At 41.0% G+C, this 17,792-nt stretch carries 16 protein-coding genes and 12 tRNA genes; 4 read left to right on the top strand and 24 right to left on the bottom strand.

Annotated elements, in window-relative coordinates:
* Positions 1 to 109: 109 nt before the first annotated feature.
* Complete coding sequence (locus IW510_RS19965; protein WP_202062704.1) at positions 110 to 1,090, bottom strand: aldo/keto reductase; 981 nt, start codon at positions 1,088 to 1,090, stop codon at positions 110 to 112.
* 205 nt (positions 1,091 to 1,295) lie between these two features.
* Between IW510_RS19965 and IW510_RS19960 the strand changes: the two genes are divergently transcribed.
* The gene (locus tag IW510_RS19960; protein ID WP_202062702.1) at positions 1,296 to 2,654 is read left to right on the top strand and encodes an Nramp family divalent metal transporter; all 1,359 of its coding nucleotides are present in this window, start codon (positions 1,296 to 1,298) and stop codon (positions 2,652 to 2,654) included.
* Between the two features lie 69 nt (positions 2,655 to 2,723).
* On the opposite strand, the gene IW510_RS19955 is transcribed toward IW510_RS19960, so the two are convergent.
* On the bottom strand, positions 2,724 to 3,737 hold the full coding sequence (locus IW510_RS19955; protein WP_202062699.1) for a Gfo/Idh/MocA family oxidoreductase: 1,014 nt from the start codon (positions 3,735 to 3,737) through the stop codon (positions 2,724 to 2,726).
* A gap of 220 nt (positions 3,738 to 3,957) precedes the next feature.
* Here IW510_RS19955 and IW510_RS19950 point away from each other — a divergent pair, with 220 nt between their 5' ends.
* The gene (locus IW510_RS19950) at positions 3,958 to 4,821 is read left to right on the top strand and encodes a MurR/RpiR family transcriptional regulator (RefSeq protein ID WP_202062697.1); all 864 of its coding nucleotides are present in this window, start codon (positions 3,958 to 3,960) and stop codon (positions 4,819 to 4,821) included.
* A gap of 161 nt (positions 4,822 to 4,982) precedes the next feature.
* Here the strand turns inward: IW510_RS19950 and IW510_RS19945 are convergent, their stop codons facing one another.
* From IW510_RS19945 to IW510_RS19910, 8 genes are all read right to left on the bottom strand, one after another.
* Positions 4,983 to 5,657 (bottom strand): PepSY domain-containing protein, encoded by a 675-nt coding sequence (locus IW510_RS19945; protein WP_202062695.1) that lies wholly within the window; start codon positions 5,655 to 5,657, stop codon positions 4,983 to 4,985.
* Between the two features lie 146 nt (positions 5,658 to 5,803).
* Positions 5,804 to 7,168 carry a sensor histidine kinase gene (locus IW510_RS19940; protein WP_202062693.1) on the bottom strand — a complete coding sequence of 455 codons (1,365 nt, stop codon included), beginning with the start codon at positions 7,166 to 7,168 and terminating at the stop codon, positions 5,804 to 5,806.
* Positions 7,155 to 7,865 carry a response regulator transcription factor gene (locus IW510_RS19935; protein WP_202062692.1) on the bottom strand — a complete coding sequence of 237 codons (711 nt, stop codon included), beginning with the start codon at positions 7,863 to 7,865 and terminating at the stop codon, positions 7,155 to 7,157. Before IW510_RS19935 ends, IW510_RS19940 begins: the two co-directional genes overlap by 14 nt.
* A gap of 265 nt (positions 7,866 to 8,130) precedes the next feature.
* Positions 8,131 to 9,330 (bottom strand): MFS transporter, encoded by a 1,200-nt coding sequence (locus tag IW510_RS19930; protein ID WP_202062691.1) that lies wholly within the window; start codon positions 9,328 to 9,330, stop codon positions 8,131 to 8,133.
* Positions 9,331 to 9,353: 23 nt separating this feature from the next.
* Complete coding sequence (locus IW510_RS19925) at positions 9,354 to 9,671, bottom strand: carboxymuconolactone decarboxylase family protein (RefSeq protein WP_202062690.1); 318 nt, start codon at positions 9,669 to 9,671, stop codon at positions 9,354 to 9,356.
* A gap of 95 nt (positions 9,672 to 9,766) precedes the next feature.
* A complete protein-coding gene (locus tag IW510_RS19920; protein ID WP_202062689.1) occupies positions 9,767 to 10,189 on the bottom strand; it encodes a cupin domain-containing protein in 423 nt (140 codons plus the stop codon).
* 78 nt (positions 10,190 to 10,267) lie between these two features.
* Positions 10,268 to 10,783 (bottom strand): flavodoxin, encoded by a 516-nt coding sequence (locus tag IW510_RS19915; protein ID WP_202062688.1) that lies wholly within the window; start codon positions 10,781 to 10,783, stop codon positions 10,268 to 10,270.
* A 198-nt stretch (positions 10,784 to 10,981) separates the two neighbouring features.
* Positions 10,982 to 11,866: a LysR family transcriptional regulator gene (locus IW510_RS19910; protein WP_202062687.1), complete on the bottom strand. Its 885-nt coding sequence runs from the start codon at positions 11,864 to 11,866 to the stop codon at positions 10,982 to 10,984.
* Between the two features lie 256 nt (positions 11,867 to 12,122).
* On the opposite strand from IW510_RS19910, the gene IW510_RS19905 reads away from it, so the two are divergent.
* Together IW510_RS19905 and IW510_RS19900 are read left to right on the top strand one after the other, a co-directional pair.
* The gene (locus IW510_RS19905; RefSeq protein WP_202062686.1) at positions 12,123 to 13,004 is read left to right on the top strand and encodes a P1 family peptidase; all 882 of its coding nucleotides are present in this window, start codon (positions 12,123 to 12,125) and stop codon (positions 13,002 to 13,004) included.
* Between the two features lie 262 nt (positions 13,005 to 13,266).
* Entirely contained in the window at positions 13,267 to 14,094 is an 828-nt protein-coding gene (locus IW510_RS19900) for an alpha/beta fold hydrolase (RefSeq protein ID WP_202062684.1), read from the top strand.
* Positions 14,095 to 14,190: 96 nt separating this feature from the next.
* On the opposite strand, the gene IW510_RS19895 is transcribed toward IW510_RS19900, so the two are convergent.
* The 14 genes from IW510_RS19895 to IW510_RS19830 form a co-directional block, all read right to left on the bottom strand.
* Positions 14,191 to 15,048 (bottom strand): patatin-like phospholipase family protein, encoded by an 858-nt coding sequence (locus IW510_RS19895; protein ID WP_202062682.1) that lies wholly within the window; start codon positions 15,046 to 15,048, stop codon positions 14,191 to 14,193.
* Between the two features lie 716 nt (positions 15,049 to 15,764).
* On the bottom strand, positions 15,765 to 16,421 hold the full coding sequence (locus tag IW510_RS19890; RefSeq protein ID WP_202062680.1) for a B3/B4 domain-containing protein: 657 nt from the start codon (positions 16,419 to 16,421) through the stop codon (positions 15,765 to 15,767).
* 223 nt (positions 16,422 to 16,644) lie between these two features.
* Positions 16,645 to 16,728: transfer RNA gene (locus tag IW510_RS19885), tRNA-Leu, on the bottom strand.
* A 26-nt stretch (positions 16,729 to 16,754) separates the two neighbouring features.
* Positions 16,755 to 16,825 (bottom strand) — tRNA-Cys (locus IW510_RS19880).
* 9 nt (positions 16,826 to 16,834) lie between these two features.
* Positions 16,835 to 16,906, bottom strand: a tRNA-Gln gene (locus tag IW510_RS19875).
* A gap of 28 nt (positions 16,907 to 16,934) precedes the next feature.
* Positions 16,935 to 17,007, bottom strand: a tRNA-His gene (locus IW510_RS19870).
* A gap of 22 nt (positions 17,008 to 17,029) precedes the next feature.
* Positions 17,030 to 17,103: transfer RNA gene (locus tag IW510_RS19865), tRNA-Trp, on the bottom strand.
* 3 nt (positions 17,104 to 17,106) lie between these two features.
* Positions 17,107 to 17,187: transfer RNA gene (locus IW510_RS19860), tRNA-Tyr, on the bottom strand.
* A 4-nt stretch (positions 17,188 to 17,191) separates the two neighbouring features.
* A tRNA-Phe gene (locus tag IW510_RS19855) sits at positions 17,192 to 17,264 on the bottom strand.
* 23 nt (positions 17,265 to 17,287) lie between these two features.
* Positions 17,288 to 17,360 (bottom strand) — tRNA-Asp (locus tag IW510_RS19850).
* 5 nt (positions 17,361 to 17,365) lie between these two features.
* Positions 17,366 to 17,438, bottom strand: a tRNA-Val gene (locus tag IW510_RS19845).
* 14 nt (positions 17,439 to 17,452) lie between these two features.
* A tRNA-Glu gene (locus tag IW510_RS19840) sits at positions 17,453 to 17,524 on the bottom strand.
* Between the two features lie 7 nt (positions 17,525 to 17,531).
* A tRNA-Ser gene (locus IW510_RS19835) sits at positions 17,532 to 17,620 on the bottom strand.
* A gap of 51 nt (positions 17,621 to 17,671) precedes the next feature.
* Positions 17,672 to 17,745, bottom strand: a tRNA-Asn gene (locus IW510_RS19830).
* Between the last annotated feature and the right edge of the window lie 47 nt (positions 17,746 to 17,792).

The raw sequence follows: 17,792 nt of genomic DNA, 5'->3' as shown, positions 1-17,792 counted from the left end.
ACTGACGAATAATTGAATCAGTTTGCCTAATTCGTTCTTGCCTTCTTCGAAAAAAGAGATTAAGGGCGCATAATCCCTTAACCTCTTACTATTATATCCCTTTCTCAGCTTAAGAAAATCCAACAATCGCATGCGGAATATAGAGTTCTTCAAGATAAGCAATATCTTCTGGTGTCAATTTGAAATCTACAGCCGCAACAGCTGTCTCCACATGACTAAGCTTGGTCGCTCCAATAATCGGTGCTGCAACGGGCTCCTTTTGTAATAGCCAAGCTAAAGCAATGTGCACTCTGCTGACCTGATATTTTTCTGCCAGTTCAGCTGTCCGCTCAATAATCAATCGATCCTGATCGGCCGTTTGATCATATTTTGAACGAGCAATATCATCTGTTTCTCCTCTTTTTGTTTGAACAGACAAATCTCTTGTTAATCGACCGGAAGCCAATGGGCTATAAGGTGTCAACGCCACGCCTTCTGACTTACAATATGGTATCATCTCCCGCTCTTCTTCACGGTAAATCAGATTTAAATGATCCTGCATGGATATGAATTTCGTCCAACCATTTTTCTCGGCAATATTCTGTGCCTTTTGGAACTGCCAAGCATACATCGCTGATGCTCCGATATAACGAACCTTCCCTGCCTTCACAATATCGTGCAGCGCCTCCATCGTCTCTTCAATAGGGGTATCATAGTCCCATCGATGAATGATGTATAAATCTACGTAGTCTGTACCTAAACGCTTCAAGCTATGATCAATTTCCGACAAGATTGCCTTTCTTGAAAGCCCTGCGCCATTTGGCCCTTCATGCATTCGACCATGAAGTTTTGTAGCAAGAACAATTTCGTCTCGATTTGCATAATCCTTCAGTGCCCGTCCAAGAATCTCTTCGCTTCTGCCAAGTGAATAAACATTTGCCGTATCAAAAAAATTAATTCCTAAATCAAGGGCCCGCTTAATAATGGTTCGACTCTCTTCTTCTTCCAATACCCATTTATGAATCCAGCTCTCCGGATCGCCAAAACTCATCGCTCCTAAGCAAATTCTTGATACATCCATTCCTGTATTTCCCAGCTTTATATAGTCCATAGTGAAACCCCTTTCCTGTTATGATTAAATTAACTATAACACTTGAAGCTAACTTTAAGTCAAGTCATTGACGAATACTTTTTTCAACTATTTTGTTTGGAATTCGGCAACTCATTTTCAATAGCTTTTTGCTTGAAATTTTACATTTTTAGGACTATCATTTAAATGAATTTAGGTTATCCTAAAAAAGAGAGAAGGATTACTAATGGAAAATAAAACAGAAAAAGAAAAAAGTAAGTTCCTTACTTATGTCAACGGACCTAGTCTGTCTGAAATAAATAATACAGTGGCGGTGCCAAACTCAAGCAGCTTCTGGAAAAATCTTTTAGCTTTTTCAGGACCAGGGGCATTGGTGGCTGTCGGTTACATGGACCCCGGAAATTGGGTTACCTCAATCAGCGGCGGTGCCAAATATGGCTATCTTCTTTTATCCGTCATTTTCGTTTCCAGTTTGATTGCTATGCTGCTGCAGTACATGGCAGCAAAGCTTGGAATCGTCACTCATATGGATTTGGCTCAAGCAACACGCATGTTTACAGGAAAAAAATTGGGTGTCGCTCTTTGGGTAGTTGCTGAATTAGCCATTATGGCTACAGATATAGCTGAGGTCATCGGTGGAGCAATTGCTTTAAATTTGCTTTTTGGTATGCCGATGATTGTCGGTGTCCTCTTAACAGTTTTCGATGTTTTGCTGCTTCTGTTACTTATGCGGCTTGGCTTCAGAAAGATAGAAGCCATCGTCATTACCTTGATAACTGTCATTATGGCTGTTTTTGTGTATGAGGTTGCGATTTCCCAACCGAATATTCCTGATGTTCTGCAAGGCTTTATTCCTCAAAAGCAGATTTTAAATCACGGACAGCTGACAATGGCATTGGGAATTGTTGGAGCAACCGTTATGCCCCACAATCTATACCTGCATTCTTCAATTTCGCAAACCAGAAAATACGACCACAACGATGAGGAGCATACAGCGAAGGCGGTGCGTTTCGCCACCTGGGATTCAAATATTCAACTTTCTGCGGCATTTATCATTAACTGTCTGCTTTTGATTCTTGGCAGTGCTCTTTTCTTTGGACACGGAGAAGAGCTGGGAACCTTGACCTCGCTCTATGATGCACTGCAAAACTCAAGTATTGCCGGCGCAGTAGCCAGTCCTTTATTGAGTACACTTTTCGCAGTCGCTTTACTGGCTTCCGGACAAAACTCAACAATCACAGGTACCTTGACTGGTCAAATCGTTATGGAAGGCTTCATTCATATGAAGATTCCAACTTGGGCACGACGGGTTATTACTCGGATGCTCTCTGTTATTCCTGTCTTACTCTGTACCATTTATTTTGGTGGGAATGAGGCTGCACTGGATGACCTGCTGATTTATTCCCAAGTTTTTCTAAGTATTGCATTGCCTGTGTCCATGATTCCTTTGGTTTACTTTACCAGCTCCAAAAAAATTATGGGCGAACGTTTTAAAAACCCACTATGGGTTAGTGCGCTAGGCTGGTTGTGTGCGATTGCGCTGACTATCTTGAACATACAGCTGATTATTGAGACTCTTATCTAAAGAGAAACAGCCGAAAAACTCTTTTTTACTCAGAGTTTTTCCGGCTGCTTCTTTCGTTTACTGTCCTTCTTAAATTCTCTTTATTCCTTCTTCAAGGATTTCCATCTGCTCAATGGTTTCTTCATCCTTCACCAATTTTTCTTTTCCATTGATGATGGTTTCGTAGAGGCCATCATAGACACGGCTGTAATCACCAACCTCAGAGATAACCTTTTCCTCATGGTATCTCCCCTCTTCGTCAATATAAGTTAACACACCATAATGCTCAGGCAAATCAATACCAAAATCCTCGTTTTCCGGCATGTAGAACATTTTGAGATGCTCTTCCTGACGATCCTTTGTTTGCTTAGTGAATACGCCCTTTTTCCCATAAACGACAAAGCTTGGTCGCTCCTTCAAACGGAAATAGCTTGATTTAACAGACACCTTCATCGTGCCATAATAAAGGTCTAAATCAAAATAATCATTCATTCGCCCTTTCCCCAACAATTGACGGACATCATAATGGATACTGTCCGGAGAACCAAAATAGGAAAGCACTTGATCAATCGTGTGGCAGCCATGACCATAGAGATAACTCGTTTCTTTTGAAAACTCCTGAACTCCCTCCGGAACTTCCGGTCGGAAATAGTCATAATGCATTTCAACCTCGAGTATATCACCCAAGACACCACTCTCAATGACCTTTTGAACTGTCAAAAAATCAGAATCGAAGCGTCTGTTTTGGTAGCACTGAATCAGTAGGCCTTTTTCTTTTGCCAGACGAAACAATTCCTTAGCTTCCTCAGATGTTTCAGTAAATGGTTTTTCCACTAAAGCATTTTTCCCATTTTCTAAAATCATTTTTCCGTACTTGTAATGTAGATGGCTAGGCGTAGAAACAACAACCAACTGAATTTCCGGATCATCTAATACATCCTCGATTGTTGTTGTATAGTTCACACCTGGGATTTTTTTCCATGGGCTTTCCGCTCTTGGTGAATAGATTGTTTTCACGTTGATTTTATCCTTCAACTTTGTAGAAAAAGGCAAGTGGTAACGATTGGCGCTCTTTCCATTTCCTATATACGCAATAGTCAGCATCTTCATTCCTCCATAGTATTTATCTGTTGTTAGTTTCACTTTTATTATAGCTGCTTTCTATTTCGATGCCATCAAAATAGGCAAATCAGATTATTACCTCCAACCTTTTTATGATAAATCGCTTCTTTCTAAACATGATGTTCAAACAATCGGTCACAGATTGCTTCTCGCCGTAAATAAGAAAATGAGTTAGAATAGAGACTACAAGGAGGCAGATTGCATGCTAATTATTGATGCTCTTAATACTCAAGATACCTTTACTGAAACAGAAAAGCGGATTGCCAATTACATTTTGGCACACATAACCGAAATCCCGCATATCTATATTGAAGACCTGGCAAAATCAGCCTATACATCTCATTCAGCAGTTATTCGACTGTGTAAGAAAATCGGCTACTCCGGTTTTCGCGACTTCAAATTGGCAATAGCTGAGGCGGTTCATAGCCAACAGCACACTTTCGACTCTGTCAATGCAAATTTTCCATTCAACGCGCAGGATTCACCTATGGAAATTGCCAAAAAAATGGCAGATTTAACAATAAATACAATCAACAGAACACATGCCCAATTGGACAATTCTCTCTTATCTAAGGCAGCCGATATTCTTTCCAACGCTGAAAGAATTTTTCTATTTTCCATCGGGGATTCTCAAGTGAGAGGTAGAAGCTTTCAAAATAAACTGATTAAAATTGACAAGCTGGTCATTATTGCTGATGAATATAGAGATGCTGCTTGGAATGCTGTACGACTGACTGAAAAGGACTGTGCCCTCTTCATCTCCTACGCGGGAAGAAACGCCCAATACCAAAACATCTTACAGTTTTTCAAGGAGGAAAAAATCCCAACCATTCTTCTAACCGGAAATAACAAATCAGAATTGGTTGAGCTGGCACAGCTGCCCATCGTCACAATCCAAGAAGAATATGATTTCGCCAAAATTGCTACTTTCTCTTCTCAGGTTTCCTTCGAGTATATCTTGGATACTCTGTATTCTATCCTGTACGCAAAAGAGTATGATAAAAACTTGATTGGTCTTAAACGAAAGCAGGAAATTCTGGAAAAAGGGATTTTGAAGGAGGAGTAATAGGACCTACCAGGGAATCATTTATTTTGACCTAGATGGTATACTTCAAACTATGACGAAATAAATAGAATCGGACCCATAAGATGCTGGCAGAAATTGACAGCCGCTTATTAGTCCGATTCTTTATTCATTCATTTACTATTTATTCTACAGGGAATTGTCTAGTCATCCAGCTCTGTTTCAAGGATATCTCCCGTTTTAGCATCCAGCTTCACTGAGGTTTCAGATCGTCCGTTGACTATTTTGACCTCCCAATAAGTTGTTGACAGCTCACGTTCCAATGACCATTCCATTGCTTCACCTTTTCCAACAGCCTTCAACGCAATAGCAGCAGCTTCGTCTATGCTCATGATACCATCCAAAGACAGTGCCTCATTGTCTCTTTCGACGCCATTTCGCTCATCCGCATCCAGCTTTTCCTCTCGTTCCTTTGTCAGTTCGCCGGTTTCGCCGTGGATTTTCACCTCATATTCCGTTGAGTCATCAACACCCTTTACTTCGTAATAATAAGTACCAAAGGAAGTATCCAGATCCAATGAAGTCACTGAGGCATCAGGATATGTCTTTTGGAAAGCCTTGATTGCTTCATCGGCAGAAACACTGACGTTTGTCGTTCCTGAAGTTGTTGCAGCGCTTGAAGCTGTGCTGTCTTGGGTTGTTGCCTTAGTCTGGCTACTTTCTTCTGTTGATGCACTTGATTCCGATTTAGACACAGCTGTTGTGCTACTCGTGCTCCCTTGATTACCATTTTGTTTCGGCAATTCATTTTGATTGCTGGTACAGCCTGTCATAATGATTCCTGTAAGTACCAATCCTACTAGTCCTGCTTTTTTCATAATTATTCATCCTCTCAATTTTAACTGCAGATTTCTTTTCTAAATTGTTTTTATCATCTGCTCTTTCGATAAATTAATCATATCAAAGCAATGAAAGGCAAAGACCAAATTCTTTTAAAAAGAACATGAAGAAATTTTCATTTATCTTATTTGACTAATGGAAAACTAAGAATAAAGCGACTGCCCTTTGGCTCATTATCCTCAACACGAATCGTTCCATCATACAAAAGTGTAAGCGTTCGAACAATGGAAAGTCCTATCCCTGATCCGGCTATTTTACTGGAGCGCGATTGATCCGCTCGATAGAATCGTTCAAACACCTGCTGCTTTTCGTCATCAGAGATTCCGATGCCAGTATCAGCTATCTCTGCTACTGCATGTCCCTTTTTCTTTGTTAGGCAAAGCGTGATTGTCCCATCATCTTCGGTATACTTTACTGCATTTTCAATTAAATTACGGATAATCTGATGAAAATGCTCTTGATTCCCTAAAACAAGGACACCTTCTTCTATTTCCATTACCAAGCGCTGAGGCATCATTACCTGAAGCTCTTCTGCTGTTTGGATGATTACTTGGGACAAATCAATTTCTGTTCGCTCTCCCTCTAACCTTCCCAGTGTCAGCAGCTGCTCCACCATTGTCTCCATTCGTTTAGACTCTCTATCAATAAATGCGATAGATTTAGGAATCACTTCCGGATGCTGCTTTCCTCGACGATTAATCAGATTGACATGACCTCGAATAGCAGTCAGGGGGGTTCTCAGCTCATGAGAAGCATCTGCAACAAATTGCTTTTCTCTTTCCAGAGATTGTTGTTGTTTTTCCAACAGTTGATTAAAGGATTCTGAAACTGTTCGTACTTCCTGAGGGTTATCCGGAACCGTTAACTGCCCAATCTGATTTTCTTCCAAGCCTAACGAACTGATTTCCTGATTCATTTGAACCAAAGGCTTACTAAAATTGCGCGCAAAGCGATAGATGACTGCTGAACCGACAATCATAATGATAACCGTTAATACGACGGTCAATGAAACGATACCTTCGACCAGCTCCAGCTTCTCCTCCATTTCAACCAATATGGCAACCTGCGCCTCGCCCTTATTCACACGTGTATAAAAATAGGGTTCGAAATCCTCTGACCATAATATATTGGTGAAAATAAGTAATTGTCTAAAATCAGAAAAACCTCCAAACAACTCTTTGGCACGATGAGAATAGATGATTTCACCGGAATCGAGAACTGCACGGACATAATAGGGCGAACTTTCACCTGAAGTATAGGTCTCCAAGAAATCAATCCATTCTTCCTGCGAGGTCGTCTCCGCCTTTTCCATCGTTTCCACCAACAAATCACTCTGCTCCTTGGTCGAATCATAAAGCTCAACAATAGTAATCGCAATAATTGAAAGACTCAGCACCAACATTGAACAGGCCAAAATCAAAATGAAGCGAATAGACAATCGATATTGGGTGCTATTACGCCAGCTGTCTCTTTTCTTAGCTGTTTTCATAGTCAGCCCTCAATACATAGCCGGAACCACGAACGGTCTGAATCAATCGTGTTTCAGGCTGATAGTCCATTTTGTTTCGCAACGAACGAATATAAACATCTACGACATTGGTTTGTCCAAAATAGTCATAGCCCCAAACAACATTCAGCAGTTCATCTCTAGTTAACACCTCTTCCGGTCGCTTCATCAGCTCCAAAAGAAGACCGAATTCCTTTTGTGTCAGCTGAATAGGCTCTCCAAAACGCTCAACCATGTGTTTTGTCACATCTAACGACAAATCTTGATAGCTGTAAATCAGAGGCGTTTCCTTCATTTCCTCCAGCTGTGCTGCCCTTCTCAAAATCACTCGGATTCGTGCAAGCAGCTCTTCTATATCAAAGGGCTTCGTAATATAATCATCTGCCCCCACATCAAGTCCCGTTACTTTATCTGTCAGCTGATCTCTGGCAGTCATCATGATAATTGGGATATTGCTTTTTCTGCGGATTCTTCTGGCCACTGTAATACCGTCATACTCCGGAAGCATCCAGTCTAAGAGAATCATCGTCAGCTCTTCCTGCTGTTCTTCAAACCTTTGGAGTGCCTCTGCACCATCTTTGGCATGAATAACCTGATATCCTTCAAATGTCAGCTCTTCAGAAATAAAACTTGCCAAACTCTCTTCATCTTCTACTAATAAAATACGGATTTCTGCCATTATCAATCCCTCCTGATTATTAGCCTACTCACTAAAGCTGCTAGGGTCAACCTTTTTATGATGAAAAAATCTTCATAAATAAAAAGTAATACCAAAAGCAGCATAAGCCAAGACATTCGCTCCACTATGTAAATTTAACATCTATCAAGGAAAATGACCGAATCGCACACACTGTTCCAAGGAAGAGTCCTTGAATTAGTGTGTGCGATTATTTGATTTAATGATAGAAAAAGAGTGGAACAGATTGTTGTTCCACCCTCTTTACTCAATTTTCAACTATCTGCACCCGTCGCTGCCGCCAGAAAACCAGCAAACTTACACCAGCTAATAACAGTAAAACCACCGCTTCAAAGAAAAAGATTCCGGCAGTCCCCGGTATAAAGGATACCTTTTCAATCAATGAAACCCCTAGTGGCGCGAATGCTGCGCCTAAATTAAAGCCTACTAACAACAGCGAAGTATTCCTAGTTGCTCTTCCTGTGCGATCTTGGTTTATCGCATTAAACAGGTACGGAACAACTAAACGAAAGGAAAACCCGCTTAACGTCACGGCAATACTCGTCATCAACAACGTGGAGGAAAATCCAATCAGAAGCAAGGAAAAGGCAAACCCCAGAAAGGCAGCCGGCAGAATATAGTGCTTCATCCAACGATGAATTCTACCGAATAAAAAGCCTGCTAACATCGCCCCAAGTCCTACAAGTGCTAATAAATTACTTCCTGCAGTCGCATCCCCATAACCACCTTCTTGGATAAATCCGGTTATTTTTACGGTAATCGACATATAGATTGTCACTAAAACCATCAATAGAAGTACATACATGACGATTGGTACTGTCTTTTGCCCAGCTGCATTTAGGTTATTCGTCTCAGGTTCTGCTCTATCCGCTTGACTTACCTCTTTTTGGACATCAGGAACAAACCATTGAAAAAGGAATAGAATCGGTAGAACAATCCCATAAACCAAGAAAGACAGCTTCCAATCAACTAATAGCAAGCGACCGACAGAAAAGGTAATCAGCATTCCACCTATCCCTTCAAACGCACTTTGTAAACCAATCATGATGGAAAGCTCATGCTCCTGATAAAGAGAAGAGGCAAATAAAAACAGCAGTGGATTAAACAGGCCAATCCCTATACCAAAGCTGATTCTGGAAAGAAAAATTACCCAGAAGCTATTTACAACTAAAGGCAGTATTCCGCTGAGTAAGACAAGCCACAGCCCAGACAGCACGGTTCGCTTATACCCGATTTTTTGACCAATCCTTGGACTGACCAATACAGTAGCTAGAATTGATAACGAAGGAATAGTCGTCAACAATTCAATAAAAACCAATGGGATTTCAGGATAAGCTATCTTTATCGCCGGAATATTGGCGGCAATAGCACCACCTGAGACGACAAGTAATGAAACACTCAGCAATGCCAGCTTTGTCATCTTATTTTTTCTACTTACCGTTTCCATCTAATCCCCCATTCATATGTCCGTCACTCACCATAAATCTCTTTTGCCAAAGCAAACGCAGACCAAGCCTTCGGCCAACCTGCATAAAAAGCGAGGTGTGTTATCATTTCAGTCATTTCTTCCTTTGTTACCCCATTTTCCTTGGCAATCTTCAAATGCGCCTCTAACTGCGGCGCGCCTTGGGTCATTAAGCTTGAGCAGGTAATCAAGCTGCGATCTCTTGGCGATAGCTCTGCTTCTCTAGACCATACTTCTCCAAACAGTACATCATCATTCAGCTCCGCAAACTTCGGTGCAAATTCACCCAATATATCTCGTCCTGCTGTTTGTTTTTTTGCCATTCTTTTCCAGCTCCTTATTCTATAGCGTTAGCCAGATGAGTTCCTGACCAACTCTTCATCATTTTTCTTTTATGAAAGAAGTAACTACTTTTATTTTATCCTTCCAATTTTGAATATTCCTCGTCCGTAACAGGTTCCAGCCAGTTCGTTCCGCCAGACTGCGGATTCGTTGTGATAGCCAAGTGAACAAACCAGCTGTCAGCGGCGGCACCATGCCAATGCTTCACCTGTGCTGGAATTGTAACCACATCACCTGTCTGTAGCTTCTGAGCTGCTTTTCCTTCTTCCTGATACCAGCCTTCTCCGCCAGTTACTAAAAGAATTTGACCACCTTCATGACTATGCCAATTGTTGCGGCAGCCAGGCTCAAAGGTGACATTTCCGATTGGGCAATTGTACTGCGGGTCAGTAACCAACATATTCAAATAACTTGTTCCAGTAAAATAGGGCTTGAATTCCTCTACACTTTCTCCTAATGGGAAAATTGTGCTGTTTTTCAATTCTTCATGTTTTACCATTTCTTTCTCCTCCTCTGACTAGTTTCAGCTCTCCTACGACAGCTTTTTCTCATAGTTCCTTTTGTTAAGTAGCTAAGGCTAGTTCTTAATCAAATGACTCAGCCAGTTCGCTATCGCTTTATCCGACTCAGCAGCTTTTGACCCTCGGATTGCCAATCCTGTCTCTATCTTTGCCTTTGGACAAAGCGTGGTCATATCTGCCACACTGCTACCCAGTGCACTACCTTCGTGTGTGCAGAATGGATAAATTGTCGTACCGGTTAAGTCCTGTTCCTTTAAGAACGTCTTAATAATTTGCGGAAAGGTCCCCCACCAATTAGGGTAGCCAATAAACAACTCTTCATATTGCGCGATATTTTGGGTGATTTCCTGATATTCCGGCAATACCTGCTGCTGCTTTTCTCGTTCCGCCATTTCAACTGTTTGCTGATAGGCCTCAGGATACTCCTTTTTCGGAATCAGCTGGATTAGCTCTGCATCAAGATAAGCCGCTATTTTTTCCGCAACAACTGCCGTGTTTCCTTTTTGCAGCTGTTTCAATTGTCCGTTCACATAATTTTCTCCACTCTTGGAATAGTAAATGACACCTCTCATTCCTCTCCCTCCTTTCGAAAAGCTGAATAAGCTCACGATACTAACGAACACGAACTCAACAGCTTCTATAATGATTGATTGCACTGGCTTTTTTCTAGTGTTCATACGCTATCAATAGAAAAAAGCTGTACTACGTCGCGTCTAGCTACATAGTACAGCTTGATTTATCATTCGTCTAATACTTATTAACATGAAGTTTCATGCCTTGAAAGCATGAGCAACTCTCTTTATGAATGCATTGGTAACTGGAGAAAGGACACGATGTCTTTTCCAGACGAAGACACACTCTGTGCTTACTTCCGGCAAAAAGGGGATAAATCGCGTTTGTTCATTTTTCAAATTCAACGATGCCCCCTCAATCATCAATGCAGCTCCTACTTGATTTTCTACTAATGGAAAGACATTGAAAATTAAATTGTAGGTGCCGACAATATTCATCTCATTGATGGGAACGCTCATCCATTCCTCAAGTAAGCGCTGCACCTCCGGTCTGGCAGAACACATCAATGGTACACCATACAATTCCTCTGGACGAACCCCCTCTTTCTGCGCAAGAAAGGAATTCTTTTGTACTAATACGCCCCAACGCTCCTTATCAGGAAATGAAATGCTTTCATATTTATCTGTTTGAACCGGCTCCAGTAAGATACCGATATCCAATAGTCCTTTATCCAGCTTCTCAGAAATATCATCGCCTGTACCACTGAACATATTAAAGCTTACCTGAGGATACTCAGAAATAAACTCTTCCAGTAGCCCTGCCAATACTTCAGAGCTGTTTGCTTCCACACAGCCAATGGAAATCACACCGCTAAATAGCTGCTTTTTTTGATTTTCAAATTCTTTTTCGGTTTTATCTGCTAAAGAAAGAATTTCCTGTGCTCGATCTTTCAAATAAAGCCCGGCCTCTGTTAATATCAGACGTTTCTTTTCTCGGATAAAGAGCTGCGTACCCAGCTCCTCTTCAAGATTCATTAATTGCCGACTCAACGTAGGCTGCGTAATATGTAAAAGTTCAGCTGCCCTTGAAATATTTCCTTCTTCAGCAATTGTCCAAAAATATCTCAATACTCTTAGTTCCATAAGTAAGCTCCTCCAATCTTGAAAATTAGCACCCTCTTTTCCTTATTATACACGAAGAAAGCAATAATCCCTTCTCATCAGCTAAAATCACGCAATCTGAATGTCCTCAAGCTCCCCTATTCAATTTTCTCTTAATAAACTCGCCCTTGATAGTTTGCAAGCTAGTAAAGAAAACATTGAACTCATCTGCAAATCAGGCTAAAATTTAACTTACGATACAGTAAAAAATATAAGGAAGCTTTGAAAGGATAAATAGATGACAAAAAAATTTTTGATTGGACATGCTGAAAATAAAGAAAAAAGTACCGGAGTCACTGTTATTTTAGCTCCTGATGGCGCTGTCGGTGGTGTATCTGTCCGAGGTGCCGCACCGGGAACACGGGAGACAGATTTACTGCGACCTATGAACAGTGTCCAAGAGGCAAATGCCATTGTGCTGAGCGGCGGGAGCGCTTTTGGGCTGGAAGCAAGCTGCGGCGTCATGGATTATCTTCGCGAAAAGGGGATTGGCTATCAGGCCGGTAACCATCGTGTCCCGATTGTCGCAGGTGCTGTCCTATTCGATTTGGATTACAAAGAATTTGCCTTTCCGGATAAACAGCTAGGCTATCAAGCTTGTGAAGCCGCACTTAGCGATAATCTTCAACAGGGAAACATCGGTGCGGGAGTTGGTGCAACAATAGGTAAGGTATTAGGTCCGGATTTTGCCTCAAAAGGCGGTTTAGGGCTTTCAACGCTTCAGCTAAGTAATGGAGTAGAAATCACCGCTGTCATTGCAGTGAATGCATTTGGCGATGTGTATAATGAAAAAAATGAATGGCTAGCTGGCGTTCGTCATCCAGAAAATCAGACAGCAAAGGAGCTGCTGCTGCATAGTACGCCCTATGATATGTCCGGACAAAACACCACGATTGGCTGTATTTTAACAAATGCGATACTAACAAAAGAACAGGCAAATAAACTGGCAGATATTGCTCATGACGGACTAGCTCTTTCCATCAATCCCGTTCATACTGCATTCGACGGAGATACTCTTTTTGCTCTTGCCAGCGGTGAAAAGGAATGTAATTTCCTGTCTCTTTCCACTGCCTGTGTTGAAGTAGTTAGAAAAGCAGTCGTTCAGAGTATTTCTATATAAATCATCCTATATGTGGTAGAAAATTTTTCTTTAATGTCACTCTCTTTTGATGGGACCATCCTTTATTCTTGGCCTTTTTGACTATCGAAGTTTCTTTATTTGTGCAATACACTATTTTTCTTTTATACTCAGAATGAGGTGATTCAAATGGGTTTATCTGGGTGTTTTATCCGATGTAGCAACTCCATTGATTAGTGTTTTACAGCTTTTCAATGGAGAGTATTAATTCATACAATTATAGTTACTACATGGAAGAAACAAAATGGAAACGATTAACAGAGATGGCTATCATATTCAGTTTTTTCAGCAAGGAGATTTAGCCAAACCACCGATTCTAATTATCGGAAGTGTCTTTTATTACCCTAAGCTCTTTCAAAGCAATCAATATAAAAAATTGAACTTAATTTTTATGGACCATAGAGGCTTTTTAAAGCCAGATACAAGCAACAGTTATTCCTTGGAATCGGTTGTTGAAGATATAGAACAGGTAAGGAGATTCTATCGATTTGATACCTTCTACTTGCTTGGACATTCCGGTCATGGGTTCATGGCAATGAGCTATGCCAAACAATATCCAAAACGAGTGAAAGGCCTAATCCTGTCTAACTTAGCACCGACTAATTCCAATGAGCGGCAGCAACAAAGCATCACCTATTTTGAAAAGAATGCTTCTACAGACCGCAAGACGTATTTCAAGAACGAAATCGAGAAGTTATCACAAGATATAGAGAAGGACCCGCAAAATAGATTCTCCCATGTGAATATTCGTATGCAGGCACAAAGCTTTTATGATTATACGTTTGATGGTGCTTATCTATGGACAGATGTCTATAATAACATGGCAGCTCTTGATTATCTTTGGAGAACTGCCTTTTCAACATTTGATACGGAACAGTTCATCCATAGCTTCACCAAACCAGTATTGCTGCTCTTAAGTGATTATGATTTTCTAGTTGCACCCACAAGTTTATGGCAACCGATTATTTCAGATACTGATGTGACCCTCTTCAAATTTGCAAAAAGTGGTCATAATCCAATGCTGGAGGAACCAGAGAAATATTACCAACTACTAGATAAATTTGCAAAATAAAATCAGCGATATTTCGATAAAAAAAGAACAGAGGCATCTACTAAGCATTAGCTAGTAGATGCCTCTTCTATAGTATTTCTACCACTTGCTTTGGCTCTATTTCTGATTTAAATAGGCAACCATCCGCTGCAGCTGTTTATCTGTTACCGCCATCCCATGGTTATATAGGGACTCGAGCTTGCCTCTATCCTTCTCGATTCTCGCCACATCTACAGGGTGCTCCGGTCGGAAAACGAACAAGCGGCCATCCTTCTCTAAGCGGTCAATTTCTTCCAGCTCTGCGTTATATCGCTGAGGGCGTGTCACGAATGCTTTGACAAATTCCGGATACTTCCGATAATACCGTGTTGCCAACTGATTCACTCGTGCATTATTTTCCGGTTTTTGATACTCGATGTCCTGTGTCAAAATAACAACAATTTTTTCATAGCCAAGATCAATCGCTCGTTGGTACGGGATAGAGGAGCTGATGCCACCATCAAGATAAGGACGTTTCTCTACCTTCCGAATCTTTGAAACCAGCGGCATACTCGCTGATGCCTTGACTGCCTCAAACTGATCGTTATCCTCCTGCTTTCTGAAATAGTCACTTTGTCCTGTTAGACAATTTGTCGCAATGACCTCAAAAATCTGCTCAGAAGATAGGTACGTGTCATAATCAAAAGGGATATACGTCTGTGAGATTGGTCCAAAGAGAAAATCAAAATTGAAAATTCCACCATGGAGAAACAAATTTCTCATACCAATATATCGTTTATCATGCAAAAAACGAAGATTCGTCTCCGCTGTTCGCCCGAATTGCTTTGATAAATAATTCACACCGCAAAGAGCGCCTCCCGACACACCATTTACATACTCAAATTCAATGCCATGCTGAATCAACCGATCCAATATACCGCTAGTAAAGAGAACACGTAACGCGCCTCCTTCCAAAATCAACGCTGCTTTTTCCAATAAATCCCTCCTCAAAACCAATAAAGTGATACATAAAAGTATAGCACAGAATACCGTATTCACTGCAAATAAAAACATTTAGTAACAAAAATATAAACATGTTTTTCTTTACCCTATTATTGGATAATAAAACCATTTATCCTTACTTTGTTACTATCGAATTGTCTACAAATAAAAAATTCCTTAATCAATAATCGACTTGCTGCTTTATACAACGAAAAGAACATCTCTATCACAGAAAACTATTCAGAGGCAGATATCATTCTTACCGACATGCTTGAACAAGGGGAAGACTCAAAGACTGTCTTCTATTTAGATGCAGTCAATAATGAAGAAGGCTGGAAAAACCTGCTGATACTGATACAGGAAAAGTATCTGGAGAAAATTAAACTAAAAAGCTATTAACATGATTAGGCTGATAATGATACAGCTATAAAAATCTAAGAACCAGCACAATTCCTCTAATTAGAAGAATTGTGCTGGTTCTCTTGACTATTCATTTGTAACGGACCAGTCTGAATAATCACAGATAATTTATCCAAAGCTTTAACCGAAGATAAGTCAGAAAATAAGTCAAAATCTACTAAACCTATTGCCACTCATTCTCCTATATTCCGGTTTATTCTTTTCATGTGTAAGGAATTGCCAGACATAGATAAGAAAAATATCCGCTATCTTTCTAAAGATAAATACTTTTAGCCTAGTCTCATAAAGATTCATACTATGATGGTTGTTTTCACTTCAGTTGCCCCAAATATACTGCTAACCGCTCGCTCAACTTCCCTCTTTATTCCTTGCAGCCCATCACTTGATTCACCAAAACTATAAACGACAAGCATGGCTTCTGCTGTATTAAGAGAAATCATTGCCCTTACCGAATCAGAAATTGGACTGCCAAAAGAACCAAGTGAATCGCATAATACAGGAAAGTTGGCGATACTAATCATCCCTTTTCCAATCCCTTCATACGTCTCACCTTCAGCTGCTTTTTTATAAGATACCTTGTCTTGCAGTTTAGCCAAATCATAGCTGCCAACCGGTAATCGCAGCTTTAGCGAAAGATAGTTGTTCAAATCTACCAAGGTACTAATCTGGTATAATCCTTGTTCCTTAATAACCCTTCTCAATAAGCTATCTGATGAAGGTCTATATCGCGAGGGATCCAACCCATTTTTCTTATAGAATAGTTTCGTCAATTTAATTCTTTCATCATCCGCTACATCCGCTAACGTGCTCGTATTTCTTATCTCATCAATCATAGGGGTCAAGAAATTTTCCCAAAGATTCTTGTCATGCTTACTATTGCTTAAGTCAAAAACCGCTACGACAAGTTGAGCTTCCTTCATCTTAAAATCTTCTTTAACTATATTCATAATCTAAAATCCTCCGTTAATTATCAAAAATCTTCTTTTTAACGGATAACAGGTACATCACATTCACAAAGAGGAGCAAAAATCATGGTTTCACCTCCAAAGTATATTAACTAAATTCTATAGTAAATGATTTGCAAATTCAAGGTACCATAATTACTTATAATACAATAAAAAATTATAAAAAAAAAGTATCAACGTATATCTTACGTTGATACTTCAATGATACCGGCGGCCGGGGTCGAACCGGCACGCCCTCGCGGGCACTGGATTTTGAGTCCAGCGCGTCTGCCAATTCCGCCACGCCGGCATGTTGTAAAGTTTTTAATTATTGCAAGGCGGTAACCGGATTTGAACCGGTGATGAAGGTTTTGCAGACCTCTGCCTTACCACTTGGCTATACCGCCATAATTAAACTGGGGTAGCTGGATTCGAACCAACGAGTGACGGAGTCAAAGTCCGTTGCCTTACCGCTTGGCTATACCCCAAGTACCTACACCTTTTTTCAAAGGTAAGGGCGAACGACGGGAATCGAACCCGCGAGTGCCGGAGCCACAATCCGGTGCGTTAACCACTTCGCCACGATCGCCATAAAACAATTAAATTAAAAATGGCAGGGGTAGCAGGAATTGAACCCACACTAACGGTTTTGGAGACCGCTGTTCTACCTTTAAACTATACCCCTAAATGGAGGAAAGTGGATTCGAACCACTGAACCCTAAGGAACGGATTTACAGTCCGTCGCGTTTAGCCACTTCGCTATTCCTCCATAATGGCGCAAGACAGAATCGAACTGCCGACACACGGAGCTTCAATCCGTTGCTCTACCAACTGAGCTACTGCGCCAAATGATTATATAATGTTACTAACGGTTCCGACGGGAATCGAACCCGCGATCTCCTGCGTGACAGGCAGGCATGTTAACCCCTACACCACGGAACCAGTTATGGAGGTTAACGGGATCGAACCGCTGACCCCCTGCTTGTAAGGCAGGTGCTCTCCCAGCTGAGCTAAACCTCCAACGAATATTCTAATGACCCGTACGGGATTCGAACCCGTGTTACCGCCGTGAAAGGGCGGTGTCTTAACCACTTGACCAACGGGCCAACAAAACGGAGAGTAAGGGATTCGAACCCTTGAGACAGCGTTAGCCGTCTACATGATTTCCAATCATGCTCCTTCGGCCACTCGGACAACTCTCCAGAGTTGAAAAGAAGCACTCTAATTACTCTACACTTTCCTGAATAAAGGAACTCCGGCAGTAGGACTCGAACCTACGACATCATGATTAACAGTCATGCGCTACTACCAACTGAGCTATGCCGGAATTTTGCGCGGCGGCGTCCTACTCTCACAAGGGGAAACCCCTCACTA

Source organism: Enterococcus sp. BWR-S5 (assembly GCF_016745255.1).
Classification (GTDB): domain Bacteria; phylum Bacillota; class Bacilli; order Lactobacillales; family Enterococcaceae; genus Enterococcus_L.
Note: the sequence above shows the minus strand (reverse complement) of the source record. Positions and strands in the feature narration are given on the sequence as shown.

Excerpts from the sequence above, each read along its gene's own strand:
- IW510_RS19965 (WP_202062704.1), bottom strand. The coding sequence starts at position 1,090 with ATGGACTATATAAAGCTGGGAAATACAGGAATGGATGTATCAAGAATT.
- IW510_RS19960 (WP_202062702.1), top strand. The coding sequence starts at position 1,296 with ATGGAAAATAAAACAGAAAAAGAAAAAAGTAAGTTCCTTACTTATGTC.
- IW510_RS19955 (WP_202062699.1), bottom strand. The coding sequence starts at position 3,737 with ATGCTGACTATTGCGTATATAGGAAATGGAAAGAGCGCCAATCGTTAC.
- IW510_RS19950 (WP_202062697.1), top strand. The coding sequence starts at position 3,958 with ATGCTAATTATTGATGCTCTTAATACTCAAGATACCTTTACTGAAACA.
- IW510_RS19945 (WP_202062695.1), bottom strand. The coding sequence starts at position 5,657 with ATGAAAAAAGCAGGACTAGTAGGATTGGTACTTACAGGAATCATTATG.
- IW510_RS19940 (WP_202062693.1), bottom strand. The coding sequence starts at position 7,168 with ATGAAAACAGCTAAGAAAAGAGACAGCTGGCGTAATAGCACCCAATAT.
- IW510_RS19935 (WP_202062692.1), bottom strand. The coding sequence starts at position 7,865 with ATGGCAGAAATCCGTATTTTATTAGTAGAAGATGAAGAGAGTTTGGCA.
- IW510_RS19930 (WP_202062691.1), bottom strand. The coding sequence starts at position 9,330 with ATGGAAACGGTAAGTAGAAAAAATAAGATGACAAAGCTGGCATTGCTG.
- IW510_RS19925 (WP_202062690.1), bottom strand. The coding sequence starts at position 9,671 with ATGGCAAAAAAACAAACAGCAGGACGAGATATATTGGGTGAATTTGCA.
- IW510_RS19920 (WP_202062689.1), bottom strand. The coding sequence starts at position 10,189 with ATGGTAAAACATGAAGAATTGAAAAACAGCACAATTTTCCCATTAGGA.
- IW510_RS19915 (WP_202062688.1), bottom strand. The coding sequence starts at position 10,783 with ATGAGAGGTGTCATTTACTATTCCAAGAGTGGAGAAAATTATGTGAAC.
- IW510_RS19910 (WP_202062687.1), bottom strand. The coding sequence starts at position 11,866 with ATGGAACTAAGAGTATTGAGATATTTTTGGACAATTGCTGAAGAAGGA.
- IW510_RS19905 (WP_202062686.1), top strand. The coding sequence starts at position 12,123 with ATGACAAAAAAATTTTTGATTGGACATGCTGAAAATAAAGAAAAAAGT.
- IW510_RS19900 (WP_202062684.1), top strand. The coding sequence starts at position 13,267 with ATGGAAACGATTAACAGAGATGGCTATCATATTCAGTTTTTTCAGCAA.
- IW510_RS19890 (WP_202062680.1), bottom strand. The coding sequence starts at position 16,421 with ATGAATATAGTTAAAGAAGATTTTAAGATGAAGGAAGCTCAACTTGTC.